At 63.2% G+C, this 12,469-nt stretch carries 13 protein-coding genes; 6 read left to right on the plus strand and 7 right to left on the minus strand.

Going from position 1 to position 12,469, the window contains the following annotated elements:
* Positions 1-105: 105 nt before the first annotated feature.
* The gene (locus ABIE49_RS11125; RefSeq protein ID WP_192740041.1) at positions 106-381 is read left to right on the plus strand and encodes a hypothetical protein; all 276 of its coding nucleotides are present in this window, start codon (positions 106-108) and stop codon (positions 379-381) included.
* 104 nt (positions 382-485) lie between these two features.
* On the opposite strand, the gene ABIE49_RS11130 is transcribed toward ABIE49_RS11125, so the two are convergent.
* The 3 genes from ABIE49_RS11130 to ettA all read right to left on the minus strand — a co-directional run bounded on the left by ABIE49_RS11130 (position 486) and on the right by ettA (position 4,152).
* Positions 486-1,721: a lytic murein transglycosylase gene (locus tag ABIE49_RS11130; protein ID WP_502915886.1), complete on the minus strand. Its 1,236-nt coding sequence runs from the start codon at positions 1,719-1,721 to the stop codon at positions 486-488.
* A 31-nt stretch (positions 1,722-1,752) separates the two neighbouring features.
* Positions 1,753-2,346 (minus strand): TIGR00645 family protein, encoded by a 594-nt coding sequence (locus tag ABIE49_RS11135; protein ID WP_192740043.1) that lies wholly within the window; start codon positions 2,344-2,346, stop codon positions 1,753-1,755.
* 156 nt (positions 2,347-2,502) lie between these two features.
* Positions 2,503-4,152, minus strand: a complete 1,650-nt coding sequence (gene ettA / locus ABIE49_RS11140; RefSeq protein WP_192740044.1) for an energy-dependent translational throttle protein EttA — start codon at positions 4,150-4,152, stop codon at positions 2,503-2,505.
* Positions 4,153-4,415: 263 nt separating this feature from the next.
* On the opposite strand from ettA, the gene ABIE49_RS11145 reads away from it, so the two are divergent.
* Both ABIE49_RS11145 and ABIE49_RS11150 read left to right on the plus strand, forming a co-directional pair.
* Positions 4,416-4,607: a hypothetical protein gene (locus tag ABIE49_RS11145; RefSeq protein ID WP_192740045.1), complete on the plus strand. Its 192-nt coding sequence runs from the start codon at positions 4,416-4,418 to the stop codon at positions 4,605-4,607.
* Between the two features lie 126 nt (positions 4,608-4,733).
* Positions 4,734-5,693 carry a D-2-hydroxyacid dehydrogenase family protein gene (locus ABIE49_RS11150; protein ID WP_192740046.1) on the plus strand — a complete coding sequence of 320 codons (960 nt, stop codon included), beginning with the start codon at positions 4,734-4,736 and terminating at the stop codon, positions 5,691-5,693.
* 327 nt (positions 5,694-6,020) lie between these two features.
* On the opposite strand, the gene ABIE49_RS11155 is transcribed toward ABIE49_RS11150, so the two are convergent.
* On the minus strand, positions 6,021-7,289 hold the full coding sequence (locus tag ABIE49_RS11155) for a L,D-transpeptidase family protein (protein ID WP_354066754.1): 1,269 nt from the start codon (positions 7,287-7,289) through the stop codon (positions 6,021-6,023).
* A gap of 180 nt (positions 7,290-7,469) precedes the next feature.
* Here ABIE49_RS11155 and ABIE49_RS11160 point away from each other — a divergent pair, with 180 nt between their 5' ends.
* Positions 7,470-8,426 carry a hypothetical protein gene (locus tag ABIE49_RS11160; protein WP_192740048.1) on the plus strand — a complete coding sequence of 319 codons (957 nt, stop codon included), beginning with the start codon at positions 7,470-7,472 and terminating at the stop codon, positions 8,424-8,426.
* Between the two features lie 15 nt (positions 8,427-8,441).
* Here the strand turns inward: ABIE49_RS11160 and sseA are convergent, their stop codons facing one another.
* From sseA to ABIE49_RS11175, 3 genes are all read right to left on the minus strand, one after another.
* Complete coding sequence (gene sseA / locus ABIE49_RS11165) at positions 8,442-9,299, minus strand: 3-mercaptopyruvate sulfurtransferase (protein WP_192740049.1); 858 nt, start codon at positions 9,297-9,299, stop codon at positions 8,442-8,444.
* 91 nt (positions 9,300-9,390) lie between these two features.
* Positions 9,391-9,804 (minus strand): rhodanese-like domain-containing protein, encoded by a 414-nt coding sequence (locus ABIE49_RS11170; protein ID WP_192740050.1) that lies wholly within the window; start codon positions 9,802-9,804, stop codon positions 9,391-9,393.
* A gap of 133 nt (positions 9,805-9,937) precedes the next feature.
* Positions 9,938-11,113, minus strand: coding sequence for a vWA domain-containing protein (locus ABIE49_RS11175; protein WP_192740051.1), 1,176 nt, complete (start codon positions 11,111-11,113; stop codon positions 9,938-9,940).
* 148 nt (positions 11,114-11,261) lie between these two features.
* On the opposite strand from ABIE49_RS11175, the gene ABIE49_RS11180 reads away from it, so the two are divergent.
* Positions 11,262-11,504, plus strand: coding sequence for a GlsB/YeaQ/YmgE family stress response membrane protein (locus ABIE49_RS11180; RefSeq protein ID WP_192740052.1), 243 nt, complete (start codon positions 11,262-11,264; stop codon positions 11,502-11,504).
* Positions 11,505-11,602: 98 nt separating this feature from the next.
* Entirely contained in the window at positions 11,603-12,445 is an 843-nt protein-coding gene (locus tag ABIE49_RS11185) for an AAA family ATPase (RefSeq protein ID WP_192740053.1), read from the plus strand.
* Positions 12,446-12,469: the final 24 nt, after the last annotated feature.

The following is a 12,469-nucleotide window of genomic DNA, read 5'->3' on the forward strand; positions in this document are numbered from 1 at the left end:
CCGTTGTGCGCTCTTTTCGAAGCGGCCAATTCGAGTACGGCGTGTGTGCCTAACCCTAAACCCGGCGTCGGCTGATCAGGCGCCATCTCCAGGAGAGCCCTCAACATGAAGAAGACATTTGCTGCCTTCGTCGCGGCCGCAACGATTGCCGGTTCGCTCGCTGCGGCACCGGCACCCGCGAACGCCCAGCGTGGCGTGGCAGCTGGCGTGGTCGGCGGCCTGATCGGCGGCGCGATCATCGGTGGCGCGATCGCCTCCAGCCGCCCGGCTTACGGCGGACCGGTGTATGTGGAAGACGGCCCCCCGGCCTGCCGCCTGGTTCGCGAGCGCTTCTGGGACGGCTACGGCTGGGCCTACCGCCGCGTCGAGGTCTGCCACTGATCTGACCGACCGGCGCGCTGCGCGCCTTGCATTTCAAGCCCGGCCGGGATCCTCGGCCGGGTTTTTTTTTGATGGTCTCGTGCAGCTCTTGTAGCTCAACCAAGTCAACGCGACGAGCTGATCGAACGCAGCACCGCTTCGCTCGGCCAGCAATCGACCTTCAATCCCGCGGACTTCTGATAGGCCCCCAGCGCCGCGCGGGTCTGCATCCCAGCCTTGCCGTCGAGCTTGTCCTTGTAGAGGCCGATCCGCGTCAGATGACGCTGCATGGCTTCGACATCCTTGCTGCGCAATTGCGTCGATGCCGACCATGGCGTCGCGAATGGCAACGGGTTCGACATGCGATCGGCGAGATGGCCGACGAACAGCACGTACAAATCAGAGAAGTTATATTCCTTGATCACGAAGTAGTTCTTGGTGGTCAGGAACGCCGGACCATAGATGCCTTCGGGCTGCAGCAGCGAGGCCGGCTGCGCCTGCTCGGCCGCACTCAGCTTCGCGCCGCGCACCGGCACGAAGCCCGCGCGCAGCCATTCGCCGATCGGCTTCGTCACCTCGGGCACGCCCATGGTGCAGTCGGCATTATCAGGCGCGCGCACTTCATAGGCCCAGCGCAAGCCCGGCTGCCAGCCCTTGTTGACGAGTTGCTGGGCCGCGGAGGCGAGCGCATCCGGTACCGAATTCCAGATGTCGATGCGGCCATCGCCATCGAAATCGACACCATGCTTGTAATATTCGCCCGGCAGGAATTGCGTGAGCCCGGTGGCGCCGGCCCAGGACGAGCGCATGTCATTGCGCGTCACCGCGCCCTCGCCGAGGATCTTCAGCGCCAGGATAAATTCGGCGCGGTACTGATCCTTGCGCCGGCCGACATAGGCCTGTGTCGCCACCACGCGCACGGTGTCGTAAGGCAATCGGTGACGGCCGTAATCGGTTTCGCGCCCCCAGATCGCGAGCACGATTGTGGCGGGCACGCCGAAGCGGCTCTCGATCTGGCTGAGCGCGGCACGATGCTTTTGCATCAGCTTCTGCCCCTCCGCCGCCAGCCGCGCGATCGAGACCTCCTTCACATAATCGGCCGGCACCTGCACGAACTCGGCCTGCGACGGCGCGCCGGTGGCGGGCCGCCCGGGCAGGATCAGGTCGGGCAATTTGTAATCCGGCTCGAGGCCGCGGGTCTCGGCGTCAAACGTCGCCCGCGACACGCCGGCGGCCTGCGCCTCCGGCCACAGCGAGGCGATGAACTGCGTGAAGCCAGCATCGGCGGCGTGAACCGGGCGCGTTGCTCCCAGCGTCGTCGCCGCCAAAATCAGAACCGCCGCTATCGCGCTCTGTCGCAAGACCGAATCCCTTCGATCGACATACCACCCCTCAATGCGTAGCGGCGGCGTGTTTGGCATTTTCGGCGGAATCATTCGACAGCTTGTCGACATAGGCAATGCCGATCGCGGACAGAATGAAAACCGTATGGATGATGGTCTGCCACATCACGCCGGTTTCGGTGTAGGAGCCCTTGCCCGAAGCGAGATTCCCGGCCTCGATGAAGGTCCGCAGCAGATGGATCGACGAGATGCCGATGATCGCCATCGCGAGCTTGATCTTAAGCACGCTGGCGTTGACGTGGCTGAGCCATTCCGGCTGGTCGGGATGCCCTTGCAGATTGAGACGGGAGACGAACGTCTCATAGCCGCCGACGATGACCATCACCAGGAGGTTCGAAATCATCACCACGTCGATGAGACCGAGGACCGCCAGCATGATCTGCTGCTCGCTGAAATCGAAGGCGTGGGCGAACAGGTGCCACAGCTCCTTCAAAAACAGCACGACATAGACGCCCTGCGCGACGATCAGGCCGATATAAAGCGGCAATTGCAGCCAGCGGGAGCTGAAGATCAGGAACGGGATCGGACGCAATGCCTTCCTCTCAGCTGGGGGCGGCAACGGCGTTTCCGGCGTCATGGACATGGTCGGGGGTCTCTCTGTGCGGGACTCAAGTGGGCAATCGCGGCCAATCTAATAGCCGGATATGGCGCCTTCCGGACAAGCGGGATTTAGCGGCCATTTGGCGCAGGCAGAATAGCGCCTGCGACACGGCTTCGTCATCTCAGCGCGAAACACAACTCAGCGCGTCAGCTTCTTGTACTTCACGCGATGCGGGATGATGGAATCCTGGCCGAGCCGGCGCATCTTGTCCTTCTCGTAATCCTGGAAATTGCCTTCGAACCATTCGACATGGCTGTCGCCTTCGAAGGCCAGGATATGGGTGGCGATGCGGTCGAGGAACCAGCGGTCATGGCTGATGATGACGGCGCAGCCGGCGAAATTCTCCAGCGCCTCTTCCAGCGCGCGCAGCGTGTCGACGTCGAGGTCGTTGGTCGGTTCGTCGAGCAGCAGCAGGTTGGCGCCGGATTTCAGCATCTTGGCCAGGTGCACGCGGTTGCGCTCGCCGCCCGACAGCGCGCCGACCTTCTTCTGCTGGTCGGCGCCCTTGAAGTTGAACGACGAGCAATAGCCGCGTGAGTTCACCTCACGCTTGCCCAAGAGGATCAGTTCGTTGCCGCCGGAGATTTCCTCCCACACGTTCTTCTTGCCGTCGAGGTCGTCGCGCGACTGGTCGACATAACCGAGATGCACGCTTTCACCGACGGTGATCGTGCCCTTGTCCGGCGTCTCCTGCTGGGTGATCATGCGGAACAGCGTGGTCTTGCCGGCGCCGTTGGCGCCAATCACGCCGACGATGCCGCCGGGCGGCAGCTTGAAGGTGAGATCGTCGATCAGCATGCGGTCGCCAAAACCTTTGCTGAGGCCTTCGAAATCGACGACGTTCTGGCCGAGCCGCTCGGCCACGGGAATCGTGATCTGCGCGGTCTGGGTCTGCTTCTCGCTGGCCTGTTTCAACAGGTCCTCGTAACGCTGGTAGCGCGCCTTGGACTTGGCCTGGCGTGCCTTGGGCGAGGACGCGATCCATTCCTGTTCGCGCTCAAGCGTCTTCTGATGCGCGGCGTCCTCGCGGCCTTCCTGCAAGAGGCGCTTCTGCTTCTGCACCAGCCAGGACGAATAATTGCCCTCGTAGGGAATGCCCTTGCCGCGATCGAGCTCGAGGATCCAGCTCGTGACGTTGTCGAGGAAGTAGCGGTCATGGGTCACGATCAGGATCGCGCCGGGATAGTTGCGCAAATGGCCCTCCAGCCACGACACCGACTCGGCGTCGAGATGGTTGGTCGGTTCGTCCAGCAGCAGCAGGTCCGGCTGGTCGAGCAGCAGCTTGCATAGTGCGACGCGGCGGCGCTCACCGCCCGACAGCTTGGTGACGTCGGCATCGTCGGGCGGGCAGCGCAACGCGTCCATCGCCTGGTCGACCTTGCTGTCGAGATCCCAGAGGCCGGCGGCCTCGATCTCGTCCTGCAGCTTGGTCATCTCGTCGGCGGTCTCTTCCGAGTAGTTCATCGCCAGTTCGTTATAGCGATCGAGGATCGCCTTCTGCTTGGCGACGCCCAGCATGACGTTCTCGCGGACCGTCTTGGTCTCATCGAGATGCGGCTCCTGCTCGAGGTAGCCGACCCGGGCGCCCTCGGCGACCCAGGCCTCGCCGTTATATTCCTTGTCGAGGCCGGCCATGATCCGCAGCAGGGTCGATTTGCCGGAACCGTTGACGCCGAGCACGCCGATCTTGGCGTCCGGGTAGAACGACAAATGGACGTTATCGAGCACCTTGCGGGTCGGGTAGCTCTTGGTCAGACCCTGCATGAAATAGACGAACTGGCGAGCCATCGCGATCCCTTGAAACCAGAGGATTTATGGAAATTTTGCTGCCGCTGATGTAGCGGCGCGGCCCCCAAAGGGCAACCGCGGGAACGCGTTTTCTGTTCGTTCACCACGGATGAATACGGGATGGTCACCATGTGCGGGCATGTGTGCGCCGGATCACGACAATTGAAACCAACTTTTAATAAATCAGGCCAAAAGTCGTTCAAGACGCCGAAAAACGGCGTCTCCGCGGCGAAACCGCGAATGGCAAACCAGAGACCTGAGTCATGGCGACGACCAGTTCGGCATCCCTTTCCACCGCGGCGCATGGCCACGGCCTTGCCAAGCCGCTCGCCGAACTCCGCAACTTCTGGCGCCAGTTCGTGGCCAAGGCCTTCAACCCCTACCGTCCGGAACTGCACTATATGCGCGGCCCCGGCCCCGCCTGGCGCGCCAAGCACCTCGCCCGCTCGAACTGAGCTTCCCGGAATTTTGACCTGGCCCTGCTTTCAGGCCGCTTGCGCGCCTGTCGATTGCGCGCGACCATGGCGATCTCCCCTGACGGCCCAATTCCGCCGTCACCCTCGCCATGATCGGACCTTCCAATGACGCGGCTGCGCTGTGCAATCCTCGACGACTATCTCGATGTGGCCCTGAAGGTCGCGGACTGGTCGGAGATCGCCGACCGGGTCGATGTCACCGTCTTCAACCAGCCGTTTGCGAACGCGGAAACCGCCGCCAGTGCGCTGAAGGATTTCGAGATCATCTGCGCGATGCGCGAGCGCACGCCGTTTCCGCGCACGATGTTTGCGGCGCTGCCGAAGCTGAAGCTGCTGATCACCTCGGGCATGCGCAACGCCGCTATCGACATGGAAGCCGCCAAGGACCATGGCGTGGTGCTGTGCGGCACCCAATGGGGCCGCGATCCCACCGCGCCGCTGACCATGGGCCTGATCCTGGAATTGACCCGCAATATCGGCCGGGAGAACGCGCGCATGCATGCCGGTGAACCCCTGCAGAAATTCGTCGGCATGGAAATTGAGGGCCGCACGCTGGGCGTGATCGGCCTCGGCAAGCTCGGCACCAAAGTATCAAAACTGGCGCAGGCGTTCGGCATGAACGTGATCGCCTGGAGCCCGAACCTGACGCCCGAGAAATGCGCGGAAGCCGGCGTCGGCTACGCCTCCAAGGAGGAACTGTTCGCCACATCAGACATCATCACCGTGCACGTCGTGCTGGGCCCGCGCTCACGCGGGCTGGTCGGACGTGAGGACCTCGCCCGCATGAAACCGACCGCCTACCTCGTCAACACGGCGCGAGGGCCGATCGTCGATGAAGGCGCGCTGCTGGAAGCGCTGCAACAGAAAAAGATCGCGGGCGCCGGCATCGACGTGTTCTCGGTCGAGCCGCTGCCGGTCGACCATCCCTTCCGCAAGCTCGACAACCTCGTGCTGACGCCGCATCTCGGCTACGTCACCGAGGACAGCTTTCGCAACCACTATCGCCAGATGGTCGAAGGCATCGACGGCTGGTTCAAGGGCGAGGCGCCAAGGAAGCTGGCCTGAGATCGCAGGCCCCGGCCCTCAACCAAAAATATCGAAAACAACCCCATGCAAAGAAACGGGCAGCTGCCGGCATCGATGCTTTGAACTTTGACACGTCGGGAGGCAGATTTCAGCATCCCGCAAACCCGGTCATCTCGTGCTGACGCCGCACCTCGGCTACGTCACCGACGAAGCTCGTCTGAGGGCGCGAGCGCTCACAACGTCATTGCGAGCGAGGCGAAGCAATCCATCTCACCGCGCAAAGAAAGCTGGATTGCTTCGCTTCGCTCGCAATGACGAAAAAAGGCCCGCTGTGCGGGCCTTTTTTTATAGCGATCGTGTCTAGGCTTAGCGCACCGTCACCGGCGCGGGCAGCGGGGGGACCACGGTCGGCTGCATGCCGGGAACCGGGGCGAGCTGCGCCTGAGTCGGCGCACCCTGAGCAGCGGCAGGCGGCAAGCCTTGTGCAGGCGCGGCCGAAGCGGTCGCGATTCCAGGTGGCGGGCCGCCGGGCATCACGACGACGCGGGTGCCGACTTTGACGCGTTCAAACAGGTCGGACACGTCCTCGTTCAGCATGCCGATGCAACCCGACGAGACGAACTTGCCGATTGTCGACGGCTGGTTGGTGCCGTGGATACGGTAGACGGTCGAACCCAGATACATCGCGCGGGCACCCATCGGGTTGCCGGGGCCACCGGCCATGAAGCGCGGCAGATAGGGCTGGCGCTCGATCATCTCGGACGGCGGATGCCAATCGGGCCACTCGGCCTTGCGGCTGACCTTCTGCACGCCGGTCCAGGTGAAGCCGTCGCGGCCGACACGGACGCCATAGCGGATCGCGCGGCCACCGCCGAGCACGTAATAAAGGTAGGTGTTCGGCGTATCGACGACCAGCGTGCCCGGGGGCTCCTTGGTCGCGAACGAAACTTCCTGACGGCGCAGATGCGGCGGCAGCTGCACGGGCGCTGCTTCCGGCTGTTCTTCCGGCGGCAAGGCGGAAAGCACCATCGGCCTGCCGTCGGCGCCGACGGCCGGCTGCTGCGGTTGCACGGCGCCGGTGACGGCGGGTCCGCCGCCGACGGCTTCCGGCGGACGCAAGCGGTCATCACCGGGAACGCGACGACCATCACCGCGGTCCGAATAGATCACAGGTGGCGGACCGGCCGGCCGACCGTAGCGCGGATCATCTGGCGAAAGAATCGGGCCCGTAGGCATCGGCTGGCCGCGGTCCGAATAAACCGGCGCGCCGGCGGGACGGCCGTAACGCGGATCATCGGGCGAAAGGACGGGGCCTGTGGGCATCGGCGGGCCGCGGTCGCTATAAACCGGGCGGCCGTAGCGCGGATCGTTCGGCGAAAGCACCGGGCCAGGCGGCGGCAGCGCGGTCGAACTCTGGGCGTTCGGCGCCTCGTCGTCTTCCAGGTCGTCGAAATCGGCTGTGCTGGGTCCGCGGCGTTCATCGACGCCATAGCCACCGGGAACATACTGTCCCGGAGCCGCCGAATAGACGGGGCCTGGGGGCAGCGGATAGCCCTGCTGTGCCTGGGCAAGCGAAGTTCCTGCCATTGCAGCAGCAATGGCAGCGCTGATCGTCAGAATACGGTTAATCATCATCGCTCTTGTATAGTCCCCAAGCCACACCGGACCGTTAACGGCAGATGACGGAAGATAGCGGCGCATTCAAGACAAATCAGCAAATTCGGGCCAAATCGGTCGTTTTGTGATGGTCCGTGAACGCTGCGGCAAAGATGCCGCACGGCGCGAAAAACATAGATTACCAGCCCCTCGCCGCCATTGGCCGCCAATTTTGTAACAAACAGGTTCGAGACGTTGAGATACTCTCGAATCGGCCTGATTCGCGGTGCGAATCCAGCCGCTTCCCAGTGGTCACCGCGTTCCCTTGGCATCAACAGCCCTGCATTTCCCGGCAAGGCGGAACTCGCGTCCATGCTCCCCGGTTTTCGCTTTCTGTTCGCCGCGATCGTGCTGTCGATGTCGGTTCTGGTCTTTGGGCTTGGAGCGGCAGCGTTGCTGCGTGCCTCGCATGAGCAATTTGCCAGCATCCCGTCGCGACGGCCACCGCCCGAACCCGTCTTTGTCAGGCAGAACGAACCACCCATGCCGACGCTGGCCCTGCTGCGCGTCGAGCCCGATGTGGCGGAGAAGGTGCCTGACAATGCCGCGGCGACGATTATCGAGACCGTGACCCCTGCGGCTCAAGCTCCGGAAGCGCCGCCGGCTGAACCGGAAAAGACGGCTGCGCTGAAGCTGGACGAGCCCACGAAGCTGAACGAGGTCGCGCCGGCCGAAACGGTGAAAGCGGAAATCCCGGCGGCAGAAACAATACCGGCTGTTCAGGCCGCGCCGGCGGAGATGCCTGCCGCCGAGGCGCCTGCTGCCGAGACGCCTGCGGCCAATGAGCAAGTGAAGCTCGCGGCGATTGCGGAAACGCCGCCGCCGGCGACATCAGCCACGTCGACCGAGACAGCACCGGTGGTGGAGGCGCCCTCCCTGGAAGGCAACCTCGCCGCGCTGAAGATCGCCACGCTGGGCGGTCCTGCCGTCACTATCCAGGAAACGGCTTCGGTGAAACCGGCGGCCGCGAAACCAGATCGCAGCGTCAACCGGAAGCGGGCGCAGCGCGCCAAGGAGCGCCGGCGCATCGCGGCCGCGCGACGCGCGCTGCAGGCACGGCAGGTGGTGCAGCAAGCGGTCGACCCGTTTGCGCAACTGACCGCGCGCACCAGATAATAAAACGCGCCCCGTTCAGGTCGGGCCGGTCGCAACCGGCGGCCCGCCCTGCACGCCCCATTCGGTCCATGAGCCGTCATACAGCGCACTGCCGCGCACGCCGAGGCGATAAAGCGCCAGCGTCAGCACCAGGGCGGAGACGCCGGAACCGCAACTCGTCACGATCGGCGCGTCGAGCTTGACGCCGGCGCCGACAAACACGGCGCGCAGCTCCTCGAGCGACTTCATCGCGCCGGTCGAGGCATCGAACAGCTGGTTGTAGGGCACGCTGAGGCTGCCAGGGATATGACCCGAACGCAGGCCCGGACGCGGCTCGGGCACCTTGCCCTGATAACGTTCGTTGGCGCGGGCATCGAGCACCTGCTCGTTGCGGCTTTCGAGGTTGTCGACCATCTGCTGGATGTTGCGCGTGTAACTGGGATCGAAGGTCGCCTTGAACGTCGCCGGCTTCGGCGTGACCTCACCGCTCTCGACCTTGCGGCCTTCGGCACGCCACTTCTTCAGGCCGCCATTCAGGATCCGGACGTTCTGGTGTCCGAACGACAGGAACATCCACCACACGCGGGGGGCTGCGACCCATCCGCCGGAATCGTAGAGCACGACCGTATCGCCGTTGCCTATTCCAAGCCCGCCGACATCGCGGCCGAACTGCTCGGCGCCCGGGAACATGTGCGGCAGCGGATTGGAATGATCGGACACCGCGTCGACGTCGAAGAACACCGCGCCCGGAAGGTGGGACGCGAGATAATCGTCCTTCGGCAGCGGCAGAATGCCCGGCATCTTGAACGACGCGTCGATGATCTTGATTTTGGGATCGTCGAAATGGGCGGCGAGCCAGTCGGTGGAGACAAGCGGATCGTCGGTGGAAGACATGCACGAAATCCCTATGGTGTTGCAACTACCGTAAGACGTGGATGCCCGGGTCCAGCCCGGGCATGACGGCGGTGGTTGTGGCTGACGACCTTCAGCCCTTCTTCTTCGGCTCCCACTTCTCGACCGGGCCACCGGCGTCGCGCCAGGCGGCGAAGCCGCCGGCCATGTGCGCGACCGGCTTGAGGCCCATGTCTTTCGCGGTCTTGGCCGCCAGCGCCGAACGCATGCCGCCGGCGCAGTGGAAGATAAATTTCTTGTCCTGCTGGAACACCGGCTTGGCGTAGGGGCTTTCCGGGTCGATCCAGAACTCCAGCATGCCGCGGGTGCAGGAGAACGCGCCGGGAATGCGGCCGTCGCGCTCGATCTCGCGGGGATCGCGGATATCGACGATTATGACGTCGTCGCTGACAGCCGCCTTGATCGAATCCACAGCGCTAAGGGTTTCGATCTCGGCATTGGCTTCGTCGATCAGGGATTTGATACCGCGGTGGATGGTCTGGGGCATTGGTGTTCCCTCTTGATCCGTCATTCCGGGGCGATGCGGCAGCATCGAACCCGGAATCTCGATCGCTTCATTTCTTATTACATCGAGGTTCCGGGTTCGCGCTGCGCGCGCCCCGGAACGACGACGATAGTCCTTACCGCACCAATTCCTTCATCGCGCCTTCGAGGCCTTCGATCGTGATCGGGTACATCCGCTCCGAGAACAGCCGGCGAATGATGGTGGTGGATTCCGAATAGTCCCAGTGCTTTTTCGCCACCGGATTGAGCCACACCGCGTGCGGGTAGGTGCGCGTGATGCGATCGAGCCAGACCGAGCCGGCCTCCTCGTTGACGTGCTCGACCGAGCCGCCGGGGACCATGATTTCATAAGGCGACATCGAGGCGTCGCCGACGAACACCACCTTGTAGTCGTGCGGGTACTTGTGCAGCACGTCCCAGGTCGGCGTGCGGTCGGTGAAGCGCCGCTTGTTCTGCTTCCAGACGCCTTCATAAAGGCAGTTGTGGAAGTAGAAATATTCCATGTGCTTGAATTCGGTCTTCGCCGCCGAGAACAACTCCTCGACCTGCTCGATATGCGAATCCATGGACCCACCGATGTCGAAGAAGACCAATACCTTGACCGCGTTGCGCCGCTCGGGGCGCATATGCACGTCGAGATAGCCGTGGTTGGCGGTCTCCTTGATCGTGGTGTCGAGGTCGAGCTCATCAGGCGCGCCGGTGCGGGCGAATTTGCGCAACCGCCGCAGCGCGATCTTGATGTTGCGGATGCCGAGCTCGACATTGCCGTCGAGATCCTTGAACTCGCGCTTGTCCCACACCTTGACGGCGCGGTTGTTACGGTTCTTTTCCTGGCCGATCCGCACCCCTTCGGGATTGTAGCCGTGGGCGCCGAACGGCGAGGTGCCTGCCGTGCCGATCCACTTGCTGCCGCCCTGATGGCGGCCCTTCTGTTCCTCAAGCCGCTTGCGAAGCGTCTCCATGAGCTTGTCCCAGCCCATCGCCTCGATCTGCTTCTTCTCTTCCTCGGTGAGGTATTTCTCCGCGAGCTTCTTCAGCCATTCGGCGGGAATGTCCGCCTTCTCCATGGCGTCGAGCAGGTTCTCCAGCCCCTTGAACACGGAGCCGAACACGCGGTCGAATTTGTCGAGGTTGCGTTCATCCTTCACCAAAGCGGCGCGGGAGAGGTAATAGAAATTCTCCACCGTCTGGTCGGCGAGGTCGGCGTCGAGCGCCTCCATCAGCGTCAAATATTCGCGCAAGGTCACCGGGACCTGTGCGTCGCGCAGCGATGTGAAGAATTGCAAGAACATGGAATACAGATTGCCCGCCGGGCCGCTGACGTCAAGGGCCGGCGGATTCCCGACGGGGAAGGCCAACGCATACCAGACAGGCCTAGACCGGGAGGGTTTTTCCTCTAGAATTGAGCCATAAAGGGCTTATTCCGGCAGGGGAAATTCAATGGGGATCATAGCTGCACTGATCATCGGTGCGATTGCAGGCTGGCTGGCCGGTAAGATCGTGCGCGGCGCGGGTTTTGGGCTGATCGGCAACATCGTGATCGGCATCATCGGCGCGTTTCTCGCGAGCTGGCTGCTGCCGCAACTGGGCGTCAGCCTCGGCGCCGGCTGGATCCGCGACATCGTCAACGCCACCATCGGCGCCGTGATCATCCTGGTGATCCTCTCGCTGGTCAAACGCTGAGAGACGCGCATCACCTCCCATCGCGACCGCCGAGCCGGCGGTCGTTTACTGTTCAGGCCGCAAGCGGCGCAAGAACGAACAACAAGGCAAAGAGATAGATGAAATTTACCGGCACCAAGGACTACGTCGCCACCGAAGACCTCAAGGTCGCGGTCAACGCCTCGATCGTGCTCGAGCGCCCGCTGCTGATCAAGGGCGAGCCCGGTACCGGCAAGACCGTGCTAGCCGAGGAAGTCGCCAAGGCGCTCGGCGCGCCGCTACTCACCTGGCACATCAAGTCCACCACCAAGGCGCAGCAGGGCCTTTACGAATACGATGCGGTATCGCGCTTACGCGACAGCCAGCTCGGCGATTCCAGGGTCTCCGACATCTCCAACTACATCAAGCGCGGCAAGCTGTGGGAAGCCTTTACCCATGACAAGCGCCCGGTGCTGCTGATCGACGAAATCGATAAGGCCGACATCGAATTCCCCAACGACCTCCTGCTCGAACTCGATCGCATGGAGTTCTTCGTCTACGAGACCGGCGAGAACATCAAGGCGAGCCTGCGGCCGATCGTGATGATCACCTCGAACAACGAGAAGGAATTGCCGGACGCTTTCCTGCGCCGCTGCTTCTTCCACTACATCAAGTTCCCCGACGCCGACACCATGAACCGGATCGTCGACGTGCACTTCCCCGGCATCAAGAAGCGTCTGGTCGAGGAAGCGCTGCGGATCTTCTTCGAGGTGCGCGAAGTGCCGGGCCTGAAGAAGAAGCCCTCGACGTCGGAGCTCCTCGACTGGCTCAAGCTGCTGCTCAACGAGGACATCACCCCGGAAATGCTGCGGGAGCGCGATCCGCGCAAGCTGATCCCGCCGCTGCACGGCGCGCTCCTGAAGAACGAGCAGGACGTGCATCTGTTCGAACGGCTGGCGTTCCTGAGCCGCCGCGAAGTGTAATCGGAAGACGAGAACGCCAGAACC

Source organism: Bradyrhizobium sp. OAE829, assembly GCF_040546575.1.
Taxonomy (GTDB): Bacteria; Pseudomonadota; Alphaproteobacteria; order Rhizobiales; family Xanthobacteraceae; genus Bradyrhizobium.

Bases quoted from the DNA above. Each gene is read 5' to 3' on its own strand.
- ABIE49_RS11125 (WP_192740041.1), top strand. From the start codon at position 106: ATGAAGAAGACATTTGCTGCCTTCGTCGCGGCCGCAACGATTGCCGGT.
- ABIE49_RS11170 (WP_192740050.1), bottom strand. From the start codon at position 9,804: ATGCCCCAGACCATCCACCGCGGTATCAAATCCCTGATCGACGAAGCC.
- ABIE49_RS11155 (WP_354066754.1), bottom strand. From the start codon at position 7,289: ATGATGATTAACCGTATTCTGACGATCAGCGCTGCCATTGCTGCTGCA.
- ABIE49_RS11135 (WP_192740043.1), bottom strand. From the start codon at position 2,346: ATGTCCATGACGCCGGAAACGCCGTTGCCGCCCCCAGCTGAGAGGAAG.
- sseA (WP_192740049.1), bottom strand. From the start codon at position 9,299: ATGTCTTCCACCGACGATCCGCTTGTCTCCACCGACTGGCTCGCCGCC.
- ABIE49_RS11175 (WP_192740051.1), bottom strand. From the start codon at position 11,113: ATGTTCTTGCAATTCTTCACATCGCTGCGCGACGCACAGGTCCCGGTG.
- ABIE49_RS11185 (WP_192740053.1), top strand. From the start codon at position 11,603: ATGAAATTTACCGGCACCAAGGACTACGTCGCCACCGAAGACCTCAAG.
- ABIE49_RS11145 (WP_192740045.1), top strand. From the start codon at position 4,416: ATGGCGACGACCAGTTCGGCATCCCTTTCCACCGCGGCGCATGGCCAC.
- ABIE49_RS11180 (WP_192740052.1), top strand. From the start codon at position 11,262: ATGGGGATCATAGCTGCACTGATCATCGGTGCGATTGCAGGCTGGCTG.
- ettA (WP_192740044.1), bottom strand. From the start codon at position 4,152: ATGGCTCGCCAGTTCGTCTATTTCATGCAGGGTCTGACCAAGAGCTAC.
- ABIE49_RS11150 (WP_192740046.1), top strand. From the start codon at position 4,734: ATGACGCGGCTGCGCTGTGCAATCCTCGACGACTATCTCGATGTGGCC.